The organism is Microbacterium sp. NPDC090007 (assembly GCF_044748345.1).
Classification (GTDB): domain Bacteria; phylum Actinomycetota; class Actinomycetes; order Actinomycetales; family Microbacteriaceae; genus Microbacterium.
On sequence record NZ_JBIVFV010000001.1, the window covers coordinates 107,175 to 133,049 of the forward strand.

Annotated in this window: 20 protein-coding genes; 5 read left to right on the forward strand and 15 right to left on the reverse strand. The window is 72.9% G+C overall.

Annotated elements, in window-relative coordinates; translation table 11 throughout:
- Positions 1-135: 135 nt before the first annotated feature.
- The 3 genes from ACIPVB_RS00455 to ACIPVB_RS00465 are packed head-to-tail and all read right to left on the reverse strand — an operon-like array spanning position 136 to position 3,929.
- Positions 136-2,187, reverse strand: a complete 2,052-nt coding sequence (locus ACIPVB_RS00455) for a cytochrome b/b6 domain-containing protein (RefSeq protein ID WP_400365986.1) — start codon at positions 2,185-2,187, stop codon at positions 136-138.
- Positions 2,188-3,153 (reverse strand): electron transfer flavoprotein subunit alpha/FixB family protein, encoded by a 966-nt coding sequence (locus ACIPVB_RS00460; RefSeq protein WP_400365988.1) that lies wholly within the window; start codon positions 3,151-3,153, stop codon positions 2,188-2,190.
- Positions 3,153-3,929, reverse strand: a complete 777-nt coding sequence (locus ACIPVB_RS00465) for an electron transfer flavoprotein subunit beta/FixA family protein (protein ID WP_400365990.1) — start codon at positions 3,927-3,929, stop codon at positions 3,153-3,155. Before ACIPVB_RS00465 ends, ACIPVB_RS00460 begins: the two co-directional genes overlap by 1 nt.
- 138 nt (positions 3,930-4,067) lie before the next feature.
- Here ACIPVB_RS00465 and ACIPVB_RS00470 point away from each other — a divergent pair, with 138 nt between their 5' ends.
- Positions 4,068-4,595 (forward strand): MarR family winged helix-turn-helix transcriptional regulator, encoded by a 528-nt coding sequence (locus ACIPVB_RS00470; RefSeq protein ID WP_400365992.1) that lies wholly within the window; start codon positions 4,068-4,070, stop codon positions 4,593-4,595.
- 64 nt (positions 4,596-4,659) lie between these two features.
- On the opposite strand, the gene ACIPVB_RS00475 is transcribed toward ACIPVB_RS00470, so the two are convergent.
- The 3 genes from ACIPVB_RS00475 to ACIPVB_RS00485 form a co-directional block, all read right to left on the reverse strand.
- Positions 4,660-5,448 carry an enoyl-CoA hydratase-related protein gene (locus ACIPVB_RS00475; protein WP_400365994.1) on the reverse strand — a complete coding sequence of 263 codons (789 nt, stop codon included), beginning with the start codon at positions 5,446-5,448 and terminating at the stop codon, positions 4,660-4,662.
- Between the two features lie 176 nt (positions 5,449-5,624).
- Positions 5,625-6,803 (reverse strand): acyl-CoA dehydrogenase family protein, encoded by a 1,179-nt coding sequence (locus tag ACIPVB_RS00480; RefSeq protein ID WP_400365996.1) that lies wholly within the window; start codon positions 6,801-6,803, stop codon positions 5,625-5,627.
- 82 nt (positions 6,804-6,885) lie between these two features.
- Positions 6,886-7,605 (reverse strand): VIT family protein, encoded by a 720-nt coding sequence (locus ACIPVB_RS00485; RefSeq protein ID WP_400365998.1) that lies wholly within the window; start codon positions 7,603-7,605, stop codon positions 6,886-6,888.
- 230 nt (positions 7,606-7,835) lie between these two features.
- On the opposite strand from ACIPVB_RS00485, the gene ACIPVB_RS00490 reads away from it, so the two are divergent.
- The gene (locus ACIPVB_RS00490) at positions 7,836-11,633 is read left to right on the forward strand and encodes a choice-of-anchor I family protein (protein WP_400366000.1); all 3,798 of its coding nucleotides are present in this window, start codon (positions 7,836-7,838) and stop codon (positions 11,631-11,633) included.
- 189 nt (positions 11,634-11,822) lie between these two features.
- On the opposite strand, the gene ACIPVB_RS00495 is transcribed toward ACIPVB_RS00490, so the two are convergent.
- The 6 genes from ACIPVB_RS00495 to ACIPVB_RS00520 all read right to left on the reverse strand — a co-directional run bounded on the left by ACIPVB_RS00495 (position 11,823) and on the right by ACIPVB_RS00520 (position 18,657).
- Positions 11,823-12,539 (reverse strand): Type 1 glutamine amidotransferase-like domain-containing protein, encoded by a 717-nt coding sequence (locus ACIPVB_RS00495; RefSeq protein ID WP_400366002.1) that lies wholly within the window; start codon positions 12,537-12,539, stop codon positions 11,823-11,825.
- A 387-nt stretch (positions 12,540-12,926) separates the two neighbouring features.
- Positions 12,927-14,159 (reverse strand): thiolase family protein, encoded by a 1,233-nt coding sequence (locus tag ACIPVB_RS00500; protein WP_400366004.1) that lies wholly within the window; start codon positions 14,157-14,159, stop codon positions 12,927-12,929.
- The gene (locus ACIPVB_RS00505) at positions 14,159-15,343 is read right to left on the reverse strand and encodes a bifunctional 2-methylcitrate synthase/citrate synthase (RefSeq protein ID WP_400366006.1); all 1,185 of its coding nucleotides are present in this window, start codon (positions 15,341-15,343) and stop codon (positions 14,159-14,161) included. Before ACIPVB_RS00505 ends, ACIPVB_RS00500 begins: the two co-directional genes overlap by 1 nt.
- Before the next feature lie 134 nt (positions 15,344-15,477).
- Positions 15,478-16,377 carry a methylisocitrate lyase gene (gene prpB / locus ACIPVB_RS00510; RefSeq protein WP_400366008.1) on the reverse strand — a complete coding sequence of 300 codons (900 nt, stop codon included), beginning with the start codon at positions 16,375-16,377 and terminating at the stop codon, positions 15,478-15,480.
- A gap of 127 nt (positions 16,378-16,504) precedes the next feature.
- Entirely contained in the window at positions 16,505-18,031 is a 1,527-nt protein-coding gene (locus ACIPVB_RS00515; RefSeq protein ID WP_400366010.1) for an MmgE/PrpD family protein, read from the reverse strand.
- Complete coding sequence (locus tag ACIPVB_RS00520) at positions 18,028-18,657, reverse strand: GntR family transcriptional regulator (protein ID WP_400366012.1); 630 nt, start codon at positions 18,655-18,657, stop codon at positions 18,028-18,030. Before ACIPVB_RS00520 ends, ACIPVB_RS00515 begins: the two co-directional genes overlap by 4 nt.
- Before the next feature lie 123 nt (positions 18,658-18,780).
- Here ACIPVB_RS00520 and ACIPVB_RS00525 point away from each other — a divergent pair, with 123 nt between their 5' ends.
- Positions 18,781-19,692, forward strand: a complete 912-nt coding sequence (locus tag ACIPVB_RS00525) for an ATP-binding cassette domain-containing protein (protein ID WP_400366014.1) — start codon at positions 18,781-18,783, stop codon at positions 19,690-19,692.
- Entirely contained in the window at positions 19,689-21,311 is a 1,623-nt protein-coding gene (locus ACIPVB_RS00530) for an ABC transporter permease (RefSeq protein ID WP_400366016.1), read from the forward strand. Before ACIPVB_RS00525 ends, ACIPVB_RS00530 begins: the two co-directional genes overlap by 4 nt.
- A 54-nt stretch (positions 21,312-21,365) precedes the next feature.
- Here ACIPVB_RS00530 and ACIPVB_RS00535 read toward each other — a convergent pair whose 3' ends face one another.
- Positions 21,366-21,950, reverse strand: coding sequence for a TetR/AcrR family transcriptional regulator (locus tag ACIPVB_RS00535; RefSeq protein WP_400366018.1), 585 nt, complete (start codon positions 21,948-21,950; stop codon positions 21,366-21,368).
- Positions 21,951-22,295: 345 nt separating this feature from the next.
- On the opposite strand from ACIPVB_RS00535, the gene ACIPVB_RS00540 reads away from it, so the two are divergent.
- The gene (locus ACIPVB_RS00540; protein WP_400366020.1) at positions 22,296-23,270 is read left to right on the forward strand and encodes a zinc-binding dehydrogenase; all 975 of its coding nucleotides are present in this window, start codon (positions 22,296-22,298) and stop codon (positions 23,268-23,270) included.
- 352 nt (positions 23,271-23,622) lie between these two features.
- On the opposite strand, the gene ACIPVB_RS00545 is transcribed toward ACIPVB_RS00540, so the two are convergent.
- Both ACIPVB_RS00545 and ACIPVB_RS00550 read right to left on the reverse strand, forming a co-directional pair.
- Positions 23,623-24,102, reverse strand: coding sequence for an NUDIX domain-containing protein (locus tag ACIPVB_RS00545; protein WP_400366022.1), 480 nt, complete (start codon positions 24,100-24,102; stop codon positions 23,623-23,625).
- Positions 24,102-25,781 (reverse strand): DUF4407 domain-containing protein, encoded by a 1,680-nt coding sequence (locus tag ACIPVB_RS00550; RefSeq protein WP_400366024.1) that lies wholly within the window; start codon positions 25,779-25,781, stop codon positions 24,102-24,104. The genes ACIPVB_RS00545 and ACIPVB_RS00550 overlap by 1 nt, the downstream gene beginning before the upstream one ends.
- Positions 25,782-25,875 lie beyond the last annotated feature (94 nt).

Sequence of the window (25,875 nt, forward strand, 5' to 3'; positions counted from 1 at the left end):
GCCCCCACCGGCGCCGGCCCGCCCCGCGCACGCGTCGACGTCGCGGACGGGTGCCGGACCGCAGAGGTTCTGCGCCGGACGCGTGCGGTCTCGACAGAAGGACGCGGCGGCGGGAGGCGCCGCACCCCCGTGACGTTAGCGCTGCTTGACGTCGCCGAAGAGGCGCGCGATGGGCACGAGCACCGCGGGGCGGGCCGCCACCCACGCCACGGCCATCACCAGCAGGGAGGCCGCGAACAGCAGCAACCCGGTCGGGTCGGATGTGAAGGCCGCGGGGTCGACCGACCCCCGCGCGGCGTACATGTGGTTGAGGTTGCGCAGCGCACCGGTGGCCAGCACGAGGAACACGTGCACGACGATGAACGCCACGAAGAAGAGCATCACGGGGAAGTGGACCGCGCGCGCCCACTCCACCGGATACAGACGGTTGAGCTTCTCGGCGTCCTTCGGCCAGACGCCCGACAGCCGCACCCCGCTGACGATCGCGAGGGGTGCCGCGACGAAGGTGATCGCGAAGTACGACAGCTGCTGCAGGCTGTTGTAGTTCACCCAGCCGTTCTCGGTCGGCCAATCGAGCGACACGTACTGCAGCGCCGCCGAGAGGGCGTTGGGGAACACCTCCCACGAGGTGGGCACGATGCGCATCCACTGGCCGGTGACGAAGAGCAGAACGACGAAGACGACACCGTTGGCGATCCACAGGATGTCGAGGGACTGGTGGAACCACAGGGCGAGGCTGATGCGACGCTTCTTGTTCGTGCGCGGCGACCAGAATGCGGCCGGCCTCTTCTCGCGGCGCACCTGCCAGCCGGTGCGGATGATGAACAGCAGGAAGAAGCTGTTGAGGAAGTGCGACCAGTTCAGCCACGCCGGCAGCCCGACCGGAGCCCCCTCGGGCAGGTGGTATTCGCCGGGGAAAGCCGCCAGGAACTCGCGGCCGAGGTCGAGGGCCAGCACGAACCGCGCCAGGAGCACGGCGATACCAGCCAGGGCGAGGGCGAAGACGCCCAGCACGGCGGTCGAACCGAGGAGTTGCGCAGGGGTGAAATCGCCGAGGGCGGCGGCCCTGCGCGGGGCGGGCGCGGACCCGGGGCGCGGCAGCGCGCCGGACGGGCGCGCGGCCGATCCGGACCCGGAGCCGGGCGGGCGCGCGGCCGGTCCGGACCCGGAGCCGGGCGGGCGCGGGTCCGATGCGGACCGCGACGGGGGATTCCGCGCGGCCCGCGCCGCCGCGCCGGGCCACACGGTGCGTCGGACGGTCAGCGGCGGGCGCGGACCGCGCGCCTCGATCGGGACCGAGGGGGCGGCCCCCGTCGTGGCATCCGTCACCGCGGAAGCGGACCGGGGGGCGGGGTCGGACGCGCCCCGCTGAGGCGACGCGGCCGGTGCCGACGCGCCGAGGTCGTGGTCGAGGGCCGCCGCGGGCAGCGCGCCCGTCGTCTCGGACCGCGACGGCGGAGCAGCGGATGCCGGGGGCCACGGCGCCCCGCCCGGCTCGCGCGGAAGCCCGCGGCGCGGGCCGTGCCCGGCCTGGGCGGCGAGAGGCGACGACGTCGCTCGCCCGCCCGGGTCGACGGCGAGGGACTCGGGCGATCCCGCCGCGTCGGACTCGGGAGCCGCGTGCGGTTCGAACCCGTCGCGTCGGTCCGCGTCCGCGGCGCCGGGGATGCTCGGACGCGCCGCCGCGTCGGAGCCGACGGACGCCGCATCCGGTGGTCCCGCGACGCCGGGCGCCCCCTGCCCCGCGTCCGCGTCGGGGCGGACGGATGCCGGCGGCCAGGGCGCGCCGCCCGGTTCGCGCGGCAGACCGCGGCGCACGGCGATCCCGGCCGCGGGACCCGGCTCGCTCGTCGCGCCCGCGTGCGCGGTGCCGACCGGCGCAGCGTCGCCCGTGTCCGCGATATCGGCCGGAGCTGGGGCGTCGCCCGCGTGCGCGGTGTCGACCGGCGCCGCGGCGTCGGGGTCGACGGCCGAACCCGTGCCCGGCGGCGTCGGATCGACGAGGTGGGCGTGGTCGGCCGGCACCATCGTCGCCTCGTGCTCTTCGCCCGACGGCGCGGCGAGTTCTTCGCTGCGTCGCGCCGTGCCCTCTTCACCGGACGGCGCGCCGGAGGCCGCGGGCGGCCAGGGCTGTCCACCGGGGACGCGCGGCAGCCCGCGACGCGGGGAGCGGGGTGTGGACGCCATCTAGTTCTTGTGGGCCTCGAGCGCGCGGATGAGTTGGGGGACGACGGTGAACAGATCTCCGACGATACCGAAATCCGCGATCTCGAAGATGGGCGCCTCGGGGTTCTTGTCGACCGCTACGATCGTGCCGGCCGTCTGCATACCGGCGCGGTGCTGGATGGCACCCGAGATGCCGAGTGCCACGTACAGCCGCGGCGAGACCGACACCCCCGTCTGACCCACCTGCGCGCTCGCGGGGACGTACCCGGCGTCGACGGCCGCGCGCGAGGCGCCGACCGCGGCGCCCAGCGCGTCGGCGAGTCGCTCGACCAGGGCGAAGTCCTCGCGCGACCCGACGCCGCGCCCTCCCGCGACCACCGCCGCGGCTCCGCGCAGCTCGGGGCGCGATGAGGGCATCGCCGTGTCGGTGACGCTCTCGATCCGGGCGGCCGGGACCCCGGATGCCGCCACCTCGAGCGACTGCTCGACCAGCGGTCGCGGTGCCACGTCGGCCTCGACGGCTCCCGGACGCAGCGTCGCCAGCAGCGGCCCGAAGGTGGGCGCCCCCTCGACCGTGAACGCCCCGCCGTAGGCGGAGTGCCGGGCGACGACCCCGAGGTCGTCGCGGGCGACGCCCACGACGTCGGTGGCCAGGGGCAGGCGCAGTCGCGCCGCGAGGCGGGCGAGCGCGTCGCGGGTCTCGACCGCGTGCGCGGCGAGAACGAGATCGGGCTGCTCCCGTGCGACGGCGGCGGCGAGCGCGTCGACGACCGGCACGGTCAGCCGGTCGGTGATGTCGTCCGCCGTCAGAACGCGGGCGGCCCCGAGGTGCGCGACGGCGGCCGCGGCGCGCGCGCGCACATCGGCCGGGGCGACGATGAGGGCGACCGGCTCGCCCACCGCACCCGCCGCGGTGAGCAGTCCGGGCGTCGATGCGGCCGGCGTCCCGTCGGGCAGCACCTCGACGAGCACGAGCACGGTCGACATCACGCCACCCCCTCGGCGAGGAGGAACGCGGCGAGCTTCTCGCCGGCATCCCCCTCGTCCACGATCTTCGTCCCCGCCGGACGGGGTGGCCTCTCGGCCACCCCGAGCATGATGTAGCGGGGGACGGCGGGGTCTTCGGCCGTGACGCCGAGCGCGGCGGCATCCACGATCTCGTAGGGCTTCTTCTTGGCCGCCATGATGCCCTTGAAGGTGGTGAACCGCCCCTCGGGCAGCGCTTCGGTGATCGAGACGACGGCGGGCAGGGCAGCCGATACCCGCAGCGTGCCGGCATCACTCACGCGGTCACCGGCGACCTCGTCATCGGCGAGGTCGAGGCGCGACAGCCCCGTGAGCTGCGGCACCCCCAGCAGCTCGGCGACCATCGCGGGGATCACTCCCCCGCCACCGTCGGTCGAGAGGTTGCCCGCGATGACGAGGTCGGAGCCGACGCGCCGGACGGCGGCGGCCAAGACCTCGGCGGTCAGCAGCAGGTCGGCGCCGCGCAGGGCGTCGTCGACGACGTGCAGCGCCGAGGTGGCGCCCATGGCGAGCGCCTTGCGGATGGTCGCGGTCGCCGAGGCCGGCGCCATCGCCACGACCACGACCTCGGTGCCGGGGTGGGCGTCGGCGTAGGTCAGCGCCGCCTCGACGGCCCGCTCGTCGATCTCGTCGAGCACGGGCGCGGACCCGGCGCGGTCGGTCAACCCGGTCTCGAGATCGAGACGGCGTTCTCCCCAGGTGTCGGGGACTTCTTTGATCAGCACCGCGATCCTCATCGACCGGGCTCCTTGGGTGTAGGGGCGGACGCCGCACGCGCGGCGGACGGGTTCTGGGGCGTTCCCGGCCCCGTAGACGGGGCCGTGCACCGCGTGCGGGCTCCGCGCGGGCGGTAGCGTGAACGGCGAGGAGGACCGATGACGCGACGACTGCCGGTCGACCCGATCGCCGAGGCCAAGCGCCAGTGGCTCGCGCACGGCTGGGACGACGCCGCCGACGGCATGACGGTCGTGACCTCGGTGATCCGCGCGCACCAGCTGCTCATGGCATCCATCGATCGAGCCCTCAAGCCCTTCGACCTGTCGTTCTCGCGGTTCGAGATGATGCGGCTGCTCGCCTTCACCCGCGAGGGACGGATGCCGATGGCCAGCGCCATCGCGCGCCTGCAGGTGCACCCCACGAGCGTGACGAACACCGTCGAGCGCCTCGCCCGTGACGGGTACGTGACACGCGAGCCGCACCCCACCGACGGGCGGGCGGCGCTGCTGGCGCTCACGGATGCCGGCCGTCGACGCGTCGACGAGGCAACCGACGCGCTCAACGACGTCTTCGCCGACCTCGGGCTCGACGAGGACGATGCGACGGCGCTGGTGCGCATCATCGCGCGCTTCCGCAAGGGCGCGGGGGACTTCGCCGATCCCGCGCCCGTCCCCGACCCGCTCTGAGAGCCGACGCGCCGTCCGACTCCGCGAACGGCCGCACGCGCCGCCTGCCGCCGCTCCGCGGTGCTCATCGGTGCACGAACGACGGCGCCCGCTTCTCGCGGAACGCCGTCATCCCTTCTTTCTGGTCGGCGGTGTCGAACAGCGCGGCGAACGCCTGTCGTTCGAAGCGGACGCCCTCGGCGAGCGTCGATTCGAGCGCGACGTCGAGCGCCGCCTTGGCCGCGTACAGCGCGGGCAGCGGCTTGTCGGCGATGGTGCGCGCGACCGCCTCGGCTTCGTCGAGGAGCTCGCCGGCCGGCACGACCCGCGACACCAGGCCTGCGCGCTCCGCCTCGGCGGCGTCGATCATGCGCCCCGTGAGCACGAGCTCGGCGGCCTTGTAGTACCCCAGGGCGCGGACCAGCCGCTGCGTCCCACCCATGCCCGGGATGACGCCCAGCTGCACCTCGGGCTGGCCGAACCGGGCGCGGTCGGACGCCAGGATCACGTCGCACATGAGGGCCAGCTCGCACCCCCCGCCCAGCGCGTAGCCCGACACCGCGGCGATGACGGGCGTGCGGACGGCGGCGAAACGCGCCCACGCGCCGAAGTGGTCGGTGAGCACCATGTCGAGGCCGGACTTCTGCTCCATCTCTTTGATGTCCGCTCCCGCGGCGAAGGCCTTCTCGCTGCCGGTCACCACGATCGCACCCACGCCCTGATCGGCGTCGAAGGCCTCGGCGGCGGCGACCACCTCGGTCATCGTCCGCGTGTTCAGCGCGTTCAGCGCCTCAGGACGGTCGAGGGTGATCCACCCGACGCGGTCGCGTCGTTCGACGCGGATCGTCTCGTACCCGGCATCCATCTCGGTCATGTGATTCCCCTCATCGCGGTGCGGACGATCCCGCCCTCGAATGCTTGCACGCCCCACCGACATCGCTGCACGGCGTCCGGGCCCTCACGGCGTCCGCCGGGGTGCGGGCGGATCGCGCCGTCCGTGGTGAGGGATCCACGCCCCGAGGTGCGGGATCCGCCCGAACCCGAGGCACGCTACGCGGCGAGGACGTTGCGGCCCACGATGAGCCGCATGATCTCGTTGGTGCCCTCGAGGATCTGGTGCACGCGCAGATCGCGCACGACCTTCTCGATGCCGTAGTCCTGCAGGTACCCGTAGCCGCCGTGCAGCTGCAGCGCCTCGTTGGCGACGCGGAAGCCGACATCGGTGGCGAAGCGCTTCGCCATCGCGCAGCGGGTCGCGGCATCGGGAGCCGTGGCGTCCAGAGCCCCGGCGGCGTCGCGCACCAGAAGCCGGGCGGCGTCGAGCTCGGTCGCCATGTCGGCGACGGCGAAGATCACCGACTGCTTCTCGCTGAGGGCCTCGCCGAAGGTGAACCTCTCGTGCACGTAGGCGATCGCACGGTCCAGCGCCCACCGCGCCCCGCCCAGAGAGCACGTGGCGATGTTGAGCCGCCCGCCGTTCAGGGCGCTCATGGCGATCGAGAATCCGCGCCCCTCGCCGCCGAGCAGGTTCTCGGCCGGGATGCGCACCTCGTCGAGGATCACCGGGCGGGTGGGCTGGGCGTTCCAGCCCATCTTCTTCTCGTTCGGTCCGAACGACAGTCCGTCCGCGCCGGCGGGGACGAGGAAGGCGCTGATCCCGCGCGCGCCCGGCTCGCCCGTGCGGGCCATGACGACGTAGACGGATGCCTCTCCGGCACCCGAGATGAACTGCTTGACCCCCGTGAGCACGTAGCTGTCGCCGTGCCGGATGGCCGAGGTGGTGATCGCGGCGGCGTCCGAGCCCGCGCCCGGCTCGGTGAGGCAGTAGGCGCCGAGGTCCTCCATCGCGACCAGGCCCGGCAGCCACCGGTGGCGCTGGGCGTCGGTGCCGTACGTGTCGATCATCCACGCGACCATGTTGTGGATGGTGATGTAGGCCGTCACGGTGGGGTCGCCGTAGGCGAGCTCCTCGAAGATCGCCGCGGCGTCCGCACGCGTCAGCCCGGCGCCGCCCACGTCCTCATTGACGTAGACGCCGCCGAGTCCCAGTTCTCCCGCGCGACGCAGGACGTCGCGGGGGAAATGCTTCTCGGCATCCCATTCGAGGGTGTGCGGTGCGAATTCCATGGCGGCGAAGTCGCGCACGGCGTCGAGGATGGCGTCGCGCTCGTCGGCCGACAGGGTGCTGCCGGATACGGCGTCGAGCGCGGGGGCGGGGGTGGCGTCCATGCGGCTCTCCTTCGTGGGGCGACGGCGTCGTCGCTCCCGAAATATTACCTGGACGTCCTAGTAATTGATAGGGGGATAAAGATCAGCCCGCCGTCACGCCGAACAGGGCGCCGACCGCGTACGTCGCCGCCAGGGCCAGAGCCCCGCCGATCACGGTGCGCAGGATCGCCCGCCCGCGCCGCGCCCCGCCGATCCATGCCGCGAGGTAACCCGTGATCGCCAACGCGATCAGCACGGCGACGAACGTCAGCGCCACCCGCACCTCGACGGGAGCGAGCAGGATCGTCGACAGCGGCAGAATCGCCCCGACCGTGAACGCCACCGCCGACGCGGACGCCGCCGCCCAGGGGCTGACCACGTCATCGGCGTCGATGTTCAGCTCGACCGCGAGGTGCGCTCTGAGGGCATCGGATGCCGTCAGCTCCGTCGCCACGCGCGTCGCCGTCTCGCGCGAGAGCCCCTGCGCCTCGTACATGCCCACGAGTTCGGCGAGCTCGGCGTCGGGATCCTCGGCGAGCTCGCGGCGCTCCTTCTGGATCAGCGCGTGCTCGCTATCGCGCTGGCTCGACACCGACACGTACTCCCCCAGCGCCATCGACACGGCCCCGCCGACGAGCGCGGCGAGCCCCGCGACGAGCACCGGTCCGGTCTGGCTGGTCGCCCCCGCGACGCCGACGACCACCGCGGCGGTCGAGACGATGCCGTCGTTCGCGCCGAGCACTCCGGCGCGCAGTCCGTTGAGGCGCTGCGCGAGTCCCGCGCGGTGGGGTTCGTCGGCGTGGGTGCCGTCCGCTGTCGTCATGGCGCCAGGGTAGACCCGCGTGCCGCGGGCTCGACGACCCTCGGATGCCGTGCGCCCGAGCGGGCGCGCAGACGAACCCGGGGCGTCGGACCCGCGACCCGCGTTCGCCACCCGTTCACGCGGATGTCACCGGTTCGGGAGAGGATCGCGGGGTTCGCCGCCTCCGCGGCGACCGACGCGGGCACGGCCCGTCGCGCGCGCGTCGTCCCCCTGCACCCGAGGACACAGCCATGCCTTCGCCCCTCTTGCGCCGCGCCGCCGCGTTCACCGCGACGACCGCGGCCGTGTGCGCGCTCGCGCTCTCGAGCGCGACGGCGGCATCCGCCGCCATCGTCAGCGCACCCGTCTCGAACAGCGCCTCGGGCGCGGCGCTCAGCGTCACCCCCGTGGGCTCCTACGACACCGGCGTCTACAAAGAATCCGCCGCCGAGATCGTCCAGGCCTACCGCGACCGGCTCTTCGTCGTCAACGCGCAGGCCGGCACCGTCTCGGTGCTCGACAACAGCGACCCGACGAAGCCCGTGAAGCTCTTCGACATCGCCTCGGACGGCGTCGCCAACTCCGTCGCCGTGCGCGACGACGGCCTGGGCGTCGTGGCATTCGAAGCCGACGACAAGACCGCCCCCGGTCACCTCGTCTTCTTCGACGCCAACAAGGACGACGCGTCGGCCGCCACGCTCGGCACGGTCACCGTCGGAGCCCTGCCCGACATGGTCACCTTCTCGAAGGACGGCTCCTACGCGGTCGTCGCCAACGAGGGCGAACCCGCCGACGACTTCTCGAGCGACCCCGAGGGCACGGTCAGCGTCATCGCGTTGACGACCGCGCTCGCCGCTCCCGCGCCCGGCGCCGTCAAGACCGCGACCTTCCGCGCCTTCGAGCAGGGCGGCACCAAGACGCTCGACCCGAAGGTCCGTGTCTTCGGTCCCGACGTCGCCGCGCCCGACCAGGGGTCCACGCCCCTGGCGGCCAACCGCGTCTCGCGCAACCTCGAACCCGAGTACATCACCACCGACGGCACGATCGCCTACGTCACGCTGCAAGAGGCGAACGCCGTCGCGACCGTCGACCTCACCAAGGCCGAGGTGAGCGGCATCCTGCCCCTGGGATACAAGGACTACGGTGTCGCCGGCAACGGACTCGACACCAGCGACAAGGACGGCACGGCCGACATCCGCACCGTTGCGGGCCTCAAGGGCCTGTACATGCCGGACGGGATCGCGTCGTACGCGGCCAGCGTGGGCGGCAAGGCGAGCACCTACCTCGTCACCGCGAACGAGGGCGACGGGCGCGAGTGGGGCTCGTTCATCGACGAGGCCCGCATCAAGGACCTCGGAAAGGACGATCTGAGCGCCGTCTGCGCCACCTCGCCGCTCGCCGGACGGGCGGCGGACGCTGACCTCGGCCGCCTCAAGGTCGTCACCGACCTCGGCGAGACGGCCGACGGCTGCTACAGCGAGCTGTACGCCTACGGTGGCCGCTCCTTCTCGATCTGGGACACCAAGGGCACGCTCGTCTTCGATTCGGGCGACCAGTTCGAGCAGAAGCTCAAAGAGGTCGCTCCGCAGCTGTTCAACGTCTCGAACGACAACAACACCGTCGACGACCGCAGCGACGACAAGGGTCCCGAGCCCGAGAACGTCGCGGTCGGCGTCGTCGACGGCCGCACCTACGCCTTCATCGGCCTCGAGCGCGCGGGCGGCGTGATGGTCTACGACATCACCGACCCCACCGCACCCGCCTACGTCACCTATGTCAACAACCGGGACGCCGCGGCCGACGTCAAGACCGCAGCCGCGGGCGACCTGGGCCCCGAGGGCATCGCGTTCGTGTCGGCGCTCCGTTCGCCCACGGGCGTGCCCCTGCTGATCACCGGCAACGAGGTCTCGGGCTCCACCACGGTGTTCGAGGTGCGTCCGACGCAGCCGAAGACCCCCGACCTGCAGATCCTCACGATCAACGACTTCCACGGACGCCTGCTGCAGGAGACCGGGGGCGTCGCCGGGGCCGCCGTGCTCGCCGGAGCGGTCGAGAAGTACCGCCAGCAGAACCCCGACACCCTCTTCGTCTCGGCCGGCGACAACATCGGCGCGAGCGCCTTCGAGTCGTTCATCGACCAGGACACCCCGACCATCGAGGCCCTCAAGGCCGCAACGCTGGACGTCAGCGCGGTCGGAAACCACGAGTTCGACCGCGGCTTCGCCGACCTGACCGACCGGGTCATCCCGGCCTACGGCGGCAACACCGGTGACCTCAGCGACTTCGCCCTCGGCGCCAACGTGTACGAGAAGGGCACGAAGACCCCCGCCCTCAAGCCGTACACGATCAAGGACGTCGACGGCACGAAGGTCGCCTTCATCGGAACCGTCACCCAGCAGACGGCCGGCATGGTGGACCCGTCGAAGATCGACACGATCGAGTTCGGCGATCAGGTCGAAGCCGCCAACCGCGAGGCCGAGAACGCCCGCGCCGCCGGTGCCGACATCGTCATCCTGCTGGCCCACGAGGGCTCCGAGGGCACCGACTGCACGAAGATCGCCACCGAGACCGGCGACTTCGGCGATCTCGTCCGCGGGGCTTCGGACGACGTGGACGCGATCGTCTCGGCGCACACGCACCAGAAGTACGCGTGCACCATCGACGGCCGCGCGGTGCTGCAGGCGGGCCAGTACGGCACCAACCTGGGCGCCCTCGACATCGACCTGAACGACGACGGCAGCCTGGCATCCATCACCCCCCGCGTCCGCGCCCTGCTCGACCCCGCGGTCACGCAGTACGTGGCGTACCCCGAGCCGGCCACCGCGCAGATCGTGGCGGATGCCAAGGCCACCGCCGACGTGAAGGGCCAGGTCGAGGTGGGCAAGATCACCGCCGACATCACCCGTGCGAAGAACAACGCCGGCGGCGAAGACCGCGGCGCCTACTCGACGCTCGGCAACACCGTCGCGGACGTGTACCTGTGGGCCACGAGCGAGAACCCCTCGTTCAACGGCGAGGACGCGCAGATCTCGTTCATGAACCCGGGCGGTCTGCGCGCGGACCTGCTCTTCGGCTCCGACAACGGCTCGGTGTCGTACCGCGAAGCCGCGAACGTCCAGCCCTTCGGCAACACGCTCGTGACGCTCTCCCTGACGGGCGCGCAGCTCAAGGAGGTCCTCGAACAGCAGTGGCAGCCCGACGGGGCGTCTCGTCCGGTGCTCGCGCTCGGCGTCTCGAAGGGCTTCACCTTCGCGTACGACCCGGCCGCGGCGCGGGGCTCGCGCATCTCGGCGATCGCCCTGAACGGCACCCCGATCGATGCGGCGACGTCGTACCGCGTGGTCACGAACTCGTTCCTCGCCGCCGGCGGTGACAACTTCACCGCCTTCGCGCAGGGGACGGGCAAGGCCGACTCGGGTCAGATCGACCTGCAGGCCACCGTCGACTACTTCGCCGCGAAGAAGGTCGTCGCGCCGTCGCCCGTGGGCCGGGCCTACCTGGTCGGCACCCAGCCGGTCGACGAGGGCGGCAGCACGCCGACGCCGTCGCCGACGCCCACCGGATCGCCGACCACCTCGCCGTCGCCGACCACGGCCCCCACGGGCGCGCCGACGGGCCAGCCGACCGGCTCGCCGACCACGGTGCCGACCTCGTCGCCGACCACGGGCGTGAAGGTCACCGCGAGCACGACGCGTGTCGAGCAGGGCGGATCGTTCACGGTCACGGTGACCGGTCTGAACGCCGGCGAGCAGCTGACGGCCACGCTCAACAGCACGCCCACGGTGATCACCGGCATCCCCGCCGCCGACGCGTCGGGTGCGGTCACGTTCCGCGTGAGCGTCCCCGCGACGCTCGAACCCGGTGCGCACACGGTCGTCATCACGCGCGCCGACGGTACGGTGCTGCCGGCGGTGACGATCGATGTCGCACGCAAGGGCACCCTCGCGGCCACCGGCGCGCAGGGGCCGTGGGGCCTGGCGCTCGCCGGAGGGATGTTCGTGGTCGCAGGCGGTCTCGCCTTCGCCCTGCGTCGCCGCCGCACGGCCTGACGCCCCACGCCGAAACGGCCCTCACCCCTCGGGGTGGGGGCCGTTTCCCGTGCCCGGCGTCGTCCCGCCGGCCCGGCGCCGTTGCGCGGAACCCACGACCGACACGCCGACCGACGGCACCCGCCGACGGCGCGTCCGCCTTCCCCTCCGCACGACGGCGCCCCACCGACCGACGCGGGAGCAGGAGCGTCAGGCGCGCAGCACCTCGACACGGATTCCGGATGCCGCGGCCTCCACCCGCCAGACCTGACCGGCGCCGCGAACGGCGGGCGCCGCCTGCGCCGCGATCACCAGCGCCGTGTTCTCGTCGATCGCCACGCCCTCGGGGACGAGCCCGGCGTCGACCGCGGCCACGAGCCGCGACACGGTCCCCCACTGCGCGGCGTGCACGTCGACGGCGAAGGCGAGCAACCCCAGCCCGGCGCGCACCTCGACCTCGTCGAGCTCTTCGGCGGCGTCCGGCGACACCACCTCGACGCCCTTCACCCGGTACCCGCCGACGAGCGCCGGGCCCGCCGCGATCGCCGAACCCGCCGAGAACCCGGCGTACGGCATCCCGTCGCGGACGCGGTCGACCACGGCATCCTGAATCCCGCCGACGGCGTCGAGATACGCCGGCGTGAGCCCTCCCCCGACGAAGACCGCGTCGGCCTCGAGCACCGAGGCGGCGAAGGCCTGCCCCTCGACGACCGTCTCGACCCGGATCTCGCTCGTCGTCGCTCCCGCCGCCTCGAGCATCGCCCGGTGGCGCGGAATCGAGGTCTCGTCGTCGGGTTCACGCACGAGCAGCAGCGCGATGACGGGCGCCCGGCCGCCGGCGGCGGCCCGTGCCTCGTCGACGAAGGGACGCAGCAGCTCGCCGCAGCGCACGGTGTCGCGCCCGCCGCCGAGAAGGTACACGCTCATGGGTTCAGTATCGCCCGGCCCGCAGGCCGCCCCGGGCACAACCGCGGGAGCCCGTCGCAACACGCCGCCGACCCGGCCGCTCCGCCGGCGTGCCGTCCAGAACTCCCGCCGTCGTGCACACCTCGACCCGCCGCGCCCGTGCCACCCGTCCTACCCACGCCCACCGGCCGAGCCCGCGCCCAACCGGCCGAGCCCCCGCCCAACCGGCCGAGCCCCCGCCCAACCGGCCGAGCCCGCGCCACCCGGCTGAGACCACGCCCAGCGGCTGAGCCCGCGCCCAACCGGCCGAGCCCGCGCCCAACCGGCCGCACCCGCGCCACCCGGCCGAGACCACGCCCAGCGGCCGCGCCCAACCGGCCGCGCCGCCGCGCCGCGACCCGCCCCGCCTCAGTACCGCCGCAGCAGCGCGGCCAACGCCTGACCCCCGCCGATGCACATCGTCACGACGGCGTACTCCAGGTCGCGGCGCTGCAGGTCGAGGGCCGCGCGCACCGTCAGGATCGCCCCCGTCGCCCCGACCGGGTGCCCGAGCGCGATGGCCCCGCCGTACGGATTGACCTTCGAGGGGTCGAGTCCGGCATCCCGGATGACGGCGACGGCCTGGGCCGCGAAGGCCTCGTTCAGCTCGATCACGTCGACGTCGGCGGGTGTGAGCCCCGTCTGCTTCCACAGGCGTTCGAGCGCGATGACCGGGGCGTAGCCCATGATCTCGGGATCGACGCCCGCGGTCGTCACGGCCTCGAGCGTCGCAAGCCCCGTCAGCCCGCGCTCGCGCACGTCGTCCTCGCGCATCAGCACGGTCGCTGCGGCCCCGTCGTTGATACCCGAGGAGTTTCCGGCGGTGACCGAGCCGTCCTTCTCGAACGCCGGACGCAGCCCCGCCAGGGCCTCGAGCGTCGTCCCGGGGCGCGGGTGCTCGTCGACCACGACCTCCACCGGCTTCTTGCCGCCGGTCGTGACGGCGACGATCTCTTCGGCGAAGGCCGCGCGGGCGGCATCCGTCGCCGCTCTGCGTTGACTCTCGACGGCGAAAGCGTCCTGCTGCTCTCGAGAAACCCCGTAGCGGGATGCCACGACCTCGGCCGTCGTTCCCATGTGCCGACCGCTGAAGGGGTCGGTGAGGATCGCGAGCGTGCCGTCGAGCAGCGTACGGTCACCGAGCCGCGCGGGGCCGCGTGCACCGTAGTCGAGGAAGGGCGTGCGCGACATGCTCTCGTCGCCCCCCGCCACGGCGACGTCGATGCCGCCCCAGCGCAGCTCCTGCGCGGCCGACCAGATCGCCTGCAGGCCCGAGCCGCACAGGCGGTTGACGGTGAAGGCGGGAACCCGCGTCGGCAGTCCCGCGGCGAGCGCGACGCGGCGGGCGTTGTACGCGTCGGGGCCGTTCTGGGCGATGCAGCCCATGACGACCTCGTCGACGTCGGCGCCCGCAACCCCGGCGCGGCGCAGGGCCTCGGTCACCGCCACCGCACCGAGCTCATACGCGTCGACGCTCGACAGCGCACCCCCGAACGAACCGATGGGCGTCCGGGCCCCCGCGACCAGGACGATCCGCGGCTGGGAACCTCCGGCAGCGGGGCCTGTCGAAGCCCCCGCGAGCCCGCGATCTGCGGCCGACATCAGCCCGCCGCCTCCTCGGGGCGCTCCTGGGCCTCGACGTCCGCGGCATCGGGAACATACCCCTCGACGTGGCGCTCATCGGGTCCGGCATAGGCCGACAGCGGGCGGATGAGGGCGTTGGCCCCCTGCTGCTCGCGGATGTGCGCCGTCCACCCGGTCACCCGCGCGGCGACGAACAGCGGCGTGAAGGTGAGGGTGTCGAAGCCCATCAGGTCGTAGGCGGGCCCCGAGGGGTAGTCGAGGTTGGGGTAGATGCCTTTGCGCTCGACGAACTGCGACTCGAGGGCGTCGTACAGCGCCGCCACCTCGGGACGGTCGTAGTGCGCGACCAGGGTGTCGAGGGCGGCCTTCATGGTGGGTACGCGCGAGTCTCCGCGCTTGTAGACGCGGTGGCCGAAGCCCATGATCTTGCGCTTGTCGGCGAGGGCGGCGTCGAGCCAGGGCCCGACGTTCTCGGCCGACCCAATCTCGGTAAACACATGCAGCACGGCCTCGTTCGCCCCGCCGTGCAGCGGGCCCTTGAGCGCGCCGATCGCACCGACGACCGCCGAGTACAGGTCGCTGAGCGTCGAGGCGATGACGCGTGCGGTGAAGGTCGAGGCGTTGAACGAGTGCTCGGCGTACAGCGTCATGGAGCGGTTGAACGCGTCGACGACGACGGGGTCGCCCTCCTCGCCGAACGTCATCCACAGGAAGTTCGCCGCGTAGTCCAGGTCGTCCCGGGGCTCGACGAGCTGCTCGCCGCGGCGGCGGCGCTGACCGTACGCGACCACGGCGGGCAACTGCGCCCACAGGCGCACGGAGCGCTCGAGGTTCTCTTCGGGGGTGCCCACGGCATCCATCACGTTCGAGATCCCGGCGGTCTCGCGCGCGCCGATCACGCTGACCGCGGTGCGCACCTCGTCCATCGGGTGGGCGGAGGTCGGCAGCAGGTCGATCGCGGCGCGGACGTCATCGCTCAGCGCCCGATGCCGACGCTCGGTGGTGCGCAGGGCGGCGAGCTGGGCGGCATCCGGGAGCTCTCCGTTCCACAGCAGGTAGGCGACCGCCTCGAACGGCTGCGTCGCGGCGAGCTCCTGCACCGGATAGCCGCGATACAGCAGGCTGTTGGTGTCGGGGTTGACCTTGCTGATGGCGGTCTCGTCGACCGTGACGCCGGCGAGGCCCTTCTTGATGTCGGTCATCGTCTCTCCCTCGAGTCGTGCGTGATGTTCATGCTGCCGGATGCGCCGCTGCGGCGAGCGGACCTCGTCCCCCTTCTGGTCGGCCGGGGGCCGTCCAGACCGCCGCAAGTGGGACACGGCGGGCGGGTCGGACCTCAGCGTTCGACGGTGAAGTCGAACACGTCGGCGTCGAAGCGGGTGTAGCCCTCGTAGTCGATCAGGTCGTACAGGTCGGCGCGGTGCTGCATCTCGCCGAGCCGGTCGCGCAGGTGGCCCTTGGATGCCAGGGCGTCCAGGCCCCGACCCGCGGCGCCCATCGCCAGGCGCAGCAGCGACACGGGCCAGATGACGAGGTTCACGCCGGCGTCCTGCAGCTGTCGCGTCGAGAACAGCTCGGACTTGCCGAACTCGGTCATGTTCGCCAGGATCGGCACGTCCAGCGCCGAGCGCATCGCCTCGAACTCCCCCAGGTCGCGCATCGCCTCGGGGAAGATCGCGTCGGCGCCGGCGTCGACCAGGGCCTTCGCGCGGTCGATCGCGGCATCCAGCCCCTCCACGGCCCGCACGTCGGTGCGGGCCATGATGAGGAAGTCCGGGTCGCGACGGGCGTCGACGGCCGCGCGGATGCGCTTGATCGCGGTGTCGGCGTCCACGACGCTCTTGCCGTCGAGGTGGCCGCACCGCTTCGGGTTGACCTGGTCCTCGATGTGGGTCCCGGAGAGGCCGGCGTCTTCGAGCGTCTGGATCGTGCGCGCGACGTTCATCGGCTCGCCGAACCCGGTGTCGGCGTCGATGATGGCGGGCAGCTCCGTCATGCGGGCGATCTGCTGGCCGCGGCCGGCGACCTCGGTGAGCGTGGTGAGGCCGATGTCGGGCAGGCCCAGGTCGGCAGAGATCACGGCACCCGAGATGTAGACGCCGTCGAAGCCCTCGCGCTCGATGAGCCGAGCCGACAGCGGGTTGAAGGCCCCCGGCATCCGCACGAGATCACCGGATGCCAGCTTCTCGCGCAGCGCGCGACGCTTGTGCTGCGGGGTGTTCTGGGCGTAGAGCATCAGCTGTCTCCCCTCGCGTGTGCAGAACTCCTGAAAAATCGTGCGGCGGCAGACTGAGGACCCCGGAACCGCGCGAGGCGCGTCCCCTGGGCCGGCATGCGTTCCGGAGTTGTGGGCGCCCGCAGCATCAGAACAGCCCCTTCGGCGCGGGGGCGAGCGCCAGCACACCGGGCTTCGCGACGATCGTGAGCTGCATGACCTCGGCGGGGGTCAGCTCGGGCAGGCGCTGCACCAGCTCGAGGAAGCGCTCGACCTCTTCGGGCAGCAGCACGGGCTCGGCCAGGATGCGGAATTTGCGCACGTAGTCCTCGCGGGCGAACGGCCGCGCGCCGAGCGGGTGGGCGTCGGCGACGGCGATCTCGTCCTCGACGGTGGAGCCGTCGGCGAGGGTGATGACCACCCGGCCGCCGAAGGCCTTCTCGTCGGGGTCCTCGGAGTGGTAGCGGCGGGTCCACTCGGCATCTTCGGCCGTGGTGATCTTGTGCCACAGCGCGACGGTGTCCTCCCGGCCCGCGCGCTCCGGGGCGTAGGAGTCGACGTGGTGCCACGCGCCGTCCTGCAGCGCGACGGCGAAGATGTACGGAATCGAGTGGTCGAGCGTCTCGCGCGAGGCGGTCGGGTCGTACTTCTGCGGGTCGTTCGCCCCCGAGCCGATCACGTAGTGCGTGTGGTGGCTGGTGTGCAGGACGATGGATGCCACGGTGCCCGGGTCGCGCAGCTCGGGCCGCTCGGTGCCCAGGCGCCGGGCCAGGTCGATCCACGCCTGTGCCTGGTATTCGGCCGAGTGCTCCTTGGTGTACGAGTCGAGGATGGCGCGCTTGCTCTCGCCCTCGCCGGGCAGGGGCACGTCGTACGAGGCGTCGGGGCCGTCGAGCAGCCAGGCGATCACGCCGTCCTCTCCCTCGTAGATCGGCGACGGGCTGGTCTCGCCGCGCATCGCGCGATCGACGGCCTCGATCGCCATCTTGCCGGCGAAGGCGGGGGCGTGCGCCTTCCACGTCGAGATCTCGCCCTTGCGGGACTGGCGGGTCGCGGTCGTGGTGTGAAGGGCCTGGCCGATGGCCTGGTAGATGGTCTGCTGGTCCAGATCGAGCAGGGTGCCGATGCCGGCGGCCGCGGCGGGCCCGAGGTGGGCGACATGGTCGATCTTGTGCCTGTGCAGCGAGATCGCGCGCACCAGGTCGATCTGGATCTCGTACGCCGTGGCCAGCGCGCGCACCACTGCGGCGCCGTCGCGGCCCGTGTGCTGGGCGACCGCGAGCACGGGCGGGATGTTGTCGCCCGGGTGGGAGTAGTCGGCCGCGAGGAAGGTGTCGTGGTAGTCGAGCTCGCGCACCGCCACGCCGTTGGCCCACGCCGCCCACTCGGGGCTCGAGCGGCGCTCGAGCGCGCATCCGAACACCGTCGCGCCCGGTCCGCCGATCGACACCGCGTGGTCCAGCGCCTGCTGGCGCGCGGCGCTGACGGGCTGGCGGGTGAGGGATGCCGCGGCGACGGCGGCATTGTCGATCAGACGGTTCACGATCATGTCGACCACGTCGTCGTCGACGGCGACCGGGTCGACCGCGACGCGCGAAAGGGCCCAGGCGAGCTGCCCCTCGCGAGCCAGGTTCTCGTCGCTGCGGTGCACGCGCACGTGATGGGTGATCGTCATGAGGGGTCCTCCGTGAGGGCTTCGAGGATGGTGGTGAGGGCGTTGTGCAGGTGCACGTGGGTGGCGTGCGCGGCGAGTTCGGGGTCGCCGCCGCCGATCGCGCGAGCGATCAGTTCATGTTCTCGCGCCGAGGCGGAGAGCCGCCGGGGGTTGTCGCGGGCCATGCGCCGCACCCGCACGAGGTGGGTGCGGACGCTGCGCAGGGCCGCCGAGAGGTAGGTGTTGTCGACGGCGGTGTCGATCGCCGCGTCGAAGCGCCCGATGAGGCAGTAGTACGCGTCGGCGTCGGCGGTGTCCACGCCGAGGAACTCGTCTGCCAGTTCTGCGAACACGTGCCGGTCACCGCGTCGCGCGGCCAGGTGGGCCGCCGCGGCCTCCAGGGCGCGGCGCAGCTCGAACAGCGCGCGGATGTCGTCGGCGTCGATACCGGCGACCACCGTCACCCGCGGCGACGCCTGGGCGACGAGCCCGTCGGAGCTGAGTCGGCGCAGAGCCTCGCGCAGCGGCGTGCGGCTGACGCCGAGCCGCGAGGACTGTTCGACCTCGCCGAGGACCGTCCCGGGAGCGAGAGCGCCGGTCTGGATCTCGTCGAGCAGGGTCGCGTACGCGCGTTCACCGGCTCGCATCGCCCACCTCCTCGTCGTGTATACATTACGCCCATATCAGGGCCCGCGCGGCGTCATTGGACCCCCGTTCGTATACAGCGGCGGCCTCTTGAGGCCTCGAAGGCGCGGGCGTATCGTCTCGCCATGAGTACCGTCATCCGCGCGGACGGCCTGCGCAAGAGATACGGCCGCACGGTCGCGCTGGACGGCCTCGATCTGGAGGTCGCGTCCGGCGAGATCCACGGATTCCTGGGGCCCAACGGAGCCGGGAAGTCCACGACGCTGCGGATCCTGCTGGGGCTCGCCCGCGCCGACGAAGGCACCGCCGACGTGCTCGGCGCCGATCCCTGGCGCGACGCGGCCGCGGTGCACCGGCGCATCGGCTCCGTGCCCGGCGACGTGACGCTGTGGCCCAACCTTACGGGCGGGGAGACGATCGACCTGCTCTCCCACCTGCGCGGCTCCGGCCGCTCCGCCACCTACCGCCGCGAACGGGAGCGGCTCCTGCACGCCTTCGCGCTCGATCCGCGGCTGAAGGGCCGCGCCTACTCCAAGGGCAACCGCCAGAAGGTCGCCCTCGTCGCCGCCTTCGCATCGCCCGCCGACCTGTTGCTGCTGGACGAACCCACCAGCGGCCTCGACCCCCTCATGGAGAGGGTGTTCCAGCAGGAACTTCGTCGCGTGCGCGAGCGCGGCACCGCCGTGCTGCTGTCCAGCCACATCCTGTCCGAGGTGGAACAGCTGTGCGACCGGGTGAGTCTGGTGCGCGCGGGACGCGTCGTCGAGACCGGCACCCTCGCCGACCTCCGCCACCTCACGCGCACCCAGGTCTCGTTCGCCGACACCGGAGCGCTCCTGCCCGCCCTCCCCTCGGCCCACGGCCTCGAACGCGACCACGGCCGCGTGCGGTTCACCGTCGACAGCGAGAAGGTTGCATCCGTCCTGCCCGCGCTCGCCGCCGCGCGCGTGACCTCCCTGCGCGTGGAACCGCCCACGCTGGAGGAGCTGTTCCTGCGCCGATACGGCGAGCGCATCGACGGGGGCGACGCGACATGACCGACCTGGTCCCGCTCCTGCACGCGCGCCTGCGCCGCGACGCCGTCCAGCTCGGGCTGTGGATCCTGGCAGCGCTGGCACTGGCGGCCGCGACCGTCGCGGGGGTGCGCGGGCAGTTCCCCACGACCGAGGATCGCGCGGGTCTCCTCGCCGCTGCGATCGCCAATCCCGTCATCCTGCTCCTGCGAGGTCTCCCGTCGGGCACCGACGAAGCGGCGTTCGCGGCCTTCCTCATCGCGCCGTTCCTTCTGCTGCTGGCCGCCCTGATGAGCACGTTCCTCGCCGTCCGGCACACGCGGGCAGAGGAGGAGTCCGGTCGCGCCGACCTCATCGCCGCGACGCCGGCGGGCCGCAGCTCGCCCTTCGCCGCGACCGTGGTCCATGGGATCGCAGCCGACCTCGTGCTCGGGGGGCTGGTCGCCCTCACCTTCGTCGGGCTCGGTTACCCGGTGCAGGGCAGCGTTCTGCTGGGCCTGGCGACGACGGCGACGGGCGTCGTCTTCTTGGGCGTCACCCTGCTGGGCGCGCAGATGGTGCGCACCTCCCGCGCCGCGAACGCGATCGGAGTCTGGGCGACGCTGATCGGGCTGCTCGCGTGCGGACTGGGCAACGCTCTGGGCACGCCGAGCGAAGACCTGCAGCGCATGCGCAGCGCCCCTCTCGCGTGGGTCTCGCCCTTCGGCTGGGGCGAGAACGTCCGCCCGTTCGACGCCGACGACGCGCGGCCGCTGCTGCTCTCGTTCGCGCTGGCCGTGCTCTGCATCTCGGTCGCCGCCGTGTTGCAGCACTCACGCGACCTGGGGGCGTCGCTCCTTCCCGCACCGAGGGGGCCTGCGCGCGCGGGACGACTGTTGTCGGGGCCGATCGGACTCGCCTGGCGAGGGGGACGCGGCGCCATCGCGGGATGGGTCGTCGGCGGGCTCCTCGTGGGGCTGCTCTCGACGCGCCTGTCGTCCGTCATCGCGCAGGTCGGCGACACCGTCCCGTCGGTGCAGGCGCTGCTGCAGACACTCGCGGCGCGGGGGTCGCTCGCCCAGGGCGCGATCGAGGTGTTCTTCACCCTCGCCGGGATCCTCGCCGCCTGCGCGGGCGTGCAGATGCTCGTCCGACTCCGCCGCGACGAAGCCGACGGGCTCGCAGAGCCGGTCCTCGCCGCGGGAGGGGGACGCGCGCGGTGGCTGGGTGCGGGCGTCGTCGTGAGCGTGGCCGCGATCGTCGGCGTCCTCGGCGCGGCGGTGGGGGGCGCGGCCGCAGGTCTTCTGACCACCGACGACCCGGACCCCTCGCTGCTGCGCGACGCCGTCGTGAGCGCGGCGGGACAGGCCGAGGCGGCCGCCGTGATCGCCGCCCTCACGGCGCTCGCCGTCGTCCTCATCCCCCGGCCCGCGGCCCTGCTCGGCTGGGTGATCGTGGGGGCGGCTGCCATCGTCGGTCTGTTCGGCCCGCTGTTCGGAGTGCCGGATGCCGTGGTCCGGGCCTCACCGCTGGCATCCGTCCCCGTGGTCAGCGGCGACACCGTCGACCCGCGCGGGGCGATCGCCTGGGCCGTCGCGGTGGTCGCGCTCGGGGTGGTGGCGTTCGTCGGCGTCCGTCGCCGCGAGCTCGTCGCGGACCGTTAACATGCGGGCCGTCCGCGCCGCACCGCCGGAGCGGGACGCCCCGGGCGAACACGATCAGCCGCGGCCCCACGACTCCAACGTCGGCGAGACGGATGCCAGCGTCGTCACCGCCGCCTCGCGGTCGGCGCGCGCGAGAGTGAGGCCGGCCACGACGAGCGACGCACAGACCGCGGCGAGCGCGTCGACGGCATCCCCCGCCAGATCGCGACGACGGTCGGCGACGGCGGAACGGATCGCCGCCCGCATCTCGGCGGCGTAGTCCGAGACGAGGGTGCGCACCTCGGCGTCCTCGGTGGCCAGCGGCGACGAGCCGGCGTTCAGCAGCAGGCAGCCCAGTCGCGCGCGGGGGGCATCGGCCGCGATGGCGTCGCTCATCTCGGCGACGTAGGCCTCGAGCGCACCGGGGTCTCCCCCGCCCAACGGCCGCAGGCGCGTACGGACCACGTCGTCGAGATACGCCGAGAGCACCGCGTCGAACAGGCCGCGCTTGCTGCCGAACGCGTGGTAGATGCTCGAACGGGTCAGGCCCGTCGCCTCTTCGAGCTCGGCGATGCCCGCTTCGGCGTACCCGCGCTGCCAGAAGACGTCGCGCGCGGCGCCGACGACGGCGGCGCGGTCGAAGCTCGGCGTCCTGCCCATGGTGTCTCCCTGCGTGTCGTGTGGGTGCTCCGCCCACCGGGTCTGGTTGGGGCTGGGCGAGGTGGCCGCGCCGTCGTGGGACCGACGGCGCGCCCCACGGGTGGACCGCCACCGCGTCCTCCCGTTGGACGAACGCCGCGCCCCACGGGAGGACTATCACCGCGTCCCACCGTGGGAGCGACGCCGCGCCCCACCGTGACACCGGGGCACGTGCGTCTCGCCCGGCCGAGGCGCCTGGGCCCGCTGGACCCACCGGGCCCGTTCGACCCACCGGGCCCCTGTTGCGTCTGTCGCGTCGGGGTCTATATTAGACCGGTCGTCACAAAATAACCACCGGAGGAATTCATGCGCGCAGTCATCCACCACCAGTTCGGCGAGCCCGCCGACGTCCTCGGCGTCGAAGAGGTCGAGACCCCGACCCCCGGCCCCGGCGAGGTGCGCCTGCGCGTGCTGCTCTCCCCCCTCCACAACCACGACCTGTGGACCATCCGCGGCACCTACGGCTTCACCCCCGAGCTGCCCGCCCGCGCCGGTACCGAAGCCGTCGGCGTCGTCGAAGAACTCGGCGAGGGCGTCGAGAACCTCTCCGTCGGGCAACGCGTCGCCACCGGCGGCACCTTCGGGGTCTGGGCCGAGCAGGTCGTCGCGAAGGCCGCGGGCCTCATCCCCGTCGCCGACGGTCTGAGCGACGAGGTCGCCTCGCAGCTCGTCTCGATGCCCTTCAGCGCGATCAGCCTGCTGCATTCGCTCGACCTGAAGGCCGGTGACTGGATCGTGCAGAACACCGCCAACGGCGCCGTGGGACGCATGGTCGCGCAGATCGCGAAGGCCCGCGGCATCCACGTCATCGGACTCGTCCGCCGTCAGAGCGCTGTCGCCGAGCTCGCCGAACAGGGCATCGACAACATCGTGTCGACCGACGCCGAGGGCTGGCGCGACACCGCCCTCGCCCTCGCCGACGGTGCGCGCATCGTCGCCGGCGTCGACTCGGTGGGCGGCTCGGCCAGCGACGACGTGCTGTCGCTGCTGAGCGAGAACGGCACGCTGGTGATCTTCGGGTCGATGGGTGCGGGAAAGCTTGAGCTCTCGGCCGGCGACATCATCTTCCGTCAGGCCACCGTCAAGGGCTTCTGGGGCAGCGTCGTCAGCAAGACCATGGATGCCGAGACCCGCGGCGCCCTCTTCGCCGAACTGTCGCGCTACCTCGCGGACGGCACGCTGACCCTCCCGGTCGCGGCGACCTTCGCGCTCGAGGACGCCCGCGAGGCCGCGCGCGCGAGCGACTCCCCGCGCGTCGGCAAGGTGCTGCTGCGCCCGTGACCTGAACCGCCGGCGCGGCCCGCCCGCTCCGCACCGCCCGCTCGCCCCTCCCGCCCGCTCCGCCCCGCCCGCTCGCCCCTCCCGCCCGCTCGGCCCTCCCGCTCCGTCCCTCCCGCCCGCTCGGCCCTCCCGCGCCGTCCCTCCCCGCCCGCTCGGCCCTCCCGCTCCGTTGAGTGTCCACGACGCGCCGCATCCCCGTCCCGCGGGACGGCGTGTCCTGGACACTCAACGGCGTTGAGGGGGCGCGGGGGCGGTGGGGGGGTGGGGCGTTGGGGGGGGTGGGGCGTTGGGGGGCGCGGGGCGGCGCGGGGGCGGGGGCGTTGAGGGGGCGCGGAGGCGTTGAGGGGGCGGGTCAGGGGGCGGACAGACCCGCGAGCGCCCTCTCGAGCGCGTCGAGTGCGGGGCGCTGGCCCTTCACGAGCGCGGTGCGCGCGGCATCAAGGTCCATCCACTCCGCGCGGTCGACCTCCGGGAACGACTGCATCCGGCCCGACCGTGGCGGCCAGGCCATCTCGAAGGTTCCGAAGGTGAAGTCGGAGGCCGTGAACCCCGCTCCGTCACCGACGAAGACGACCACCTTCTTACCCGACGAGTACGCGAAGGTGCCGAGCTCGGCCCAGGCGACGTCCGGAGCGTCGACGCCGAGCTCCTCGCGGAACTCCCGGCGGGCGGCATCCCGCGCCCCCTCGGTCTCGGGGTCGAACTCGCCCTTGGGGATGGACCAGGCGCCGGCGTCCTTCTTGCCCCAGAACGGCCCGCCCATGTGCGCGACGAAGACCTGCGGCGCCGGCGTCAGCCGGTACAGCAGCAGCCCCGCGCTCCAGACGACCATCAGGCCACGGTCGCGGGAACCCGGTTCGCCTCGTCGGCGATGATGTCGGCGCGCTTGCGGAATGTGCGGGCCGATACCCGGTCCAGGGCGACCTGACCGCGCATCTTCTCGGCCTTCTCGTACAGCGAGGGGCCGCCGAAACCGGTCAGCACCTTCACCAGCACCGGCAGCAGCTCGATCATGAAGAACAGCGCGGCGATCAGGTAGTGCGCCCAGCGCAGCACGGGCTCGCGGTCCGACAGGCGCTCCAGCGCCGTGATCTGGCTGAGCAGACCCACCGCGCCGGCGTTGCCGTCGGCGACCGACGAGACGCGTGCGTTGTAGGCCGCGAGCGCCGATTCGTACTGCGCCCGGGCCGCGGGCAGCTGATCCTCGGCCTGCTGCTTGTTGGCATCGGCGGAGGATGCCGCGGCAGCGGCCCCCGCGCTGTTGGCCGAGGCGAGGGTCGACTGCGCCTGCTGCAGCTGCGTCGACAGCGAGTCGTAGGCCGACTGCGCCTGCTGCAGCTGCGCTTGGGCGGCGTCGGAACTCGCGCCGTCGCCGGCGATGCCGGTGCAGCCGGGGACGGTTCCGGCGCCCTGACCGGTCAGCTCGCACTGGTAGACCGCGCGCGCCTGGTCGATGACCGTCTGCTGCGCGGCGAGCTGCTGCGTGAGCTGGTCCACCGACTGCTGGGCCGCCGCCGCCTCGGCCGAGGTCGACGAGGTCCCCGCGACGATGCCCGTGGCGGCCTGGTTCTCGAGCGCCGACACCTGGGCGGTGGCGGCGTCGAGGGCCTGCTTCTCGGGACCGCTGGTCACGGCATCCTGGTCGGTCAACGCCTGGGTGACGTTGGTGGAGTTGACCTCGCGGTTGATGTCGTTCTGGAAGATCTGCAGCACGAGGGGCTCGGCCACCACGATGCCGATCAGGGCGGCCATGACCACGCGCGGGAAAGCCAGCCCCAGCAGACGGAAGATGTTCTTGGTCGAGCGCATCGTCGAGGTGAGGAAGCGGTCGAGGTTGAAGATGATGAGGCCCCACACGATCGCCAGGGGGATGGCGAGCAGGATGCTGACGCGCACGCCGGTGAGCAGGGCGAACATCATCGACAGTGCCGAGACGAGCGCGGTCCCGGCGAGCACGAGGAACATCTGCACGAAACGGGGCACCTCTTCGGGCACCTCGTCGAGGACGTCGTTGTCGGCTCCGCCCAGAACGGCCATGCGGCGGATGAGCGAGAGCTTGGGCCGGCGGGGGTCCGACCGGCGCAGGCGCGGCGGGCGGGGGTCGGCCAGGACGGGGACGGATGCCACAGCGGGAGCGGCGAGCGGCTGCTCGGGCTGCGGCGGGGTGTCGTCGGCGCGGGCCTCGCGGTCGATCACGACGGTGTCGTGCTCGTCCGCGGGGTCGGCGCGGGGGTCGTCTTCGCGGGCGGTGTCACCGCGGGGGTTGTCGACGAACGGGTCGTCGACGAACGGGTCGAGCGGCTCGCCGTCGGCGGGCGGCGCGCCCCACGGCTCGGACGTGCCGTCGTGGCGGTCGGGCGCGTCCGGCGGGGTCGGTGCTGACGCGTCGGTGTCGGACGCGTCGCGCTCGGCGAGGAACTCGTCGAGGTAGCGCTCGCGTTCCTGCTCCGTCGTGAACTCGATTCGACCGTCGGAACCGAAACGGCCGGGTCGGTGAGCGGAAAAGGACATCCGCACAGGGTACGACGCGTTTCCTGCCGACTCCTGAGCGAGGCCTGAGGCCCGGCTGGGGCCGGCGCCCGGCGCGGGGCCGTGAGGAGGGTGC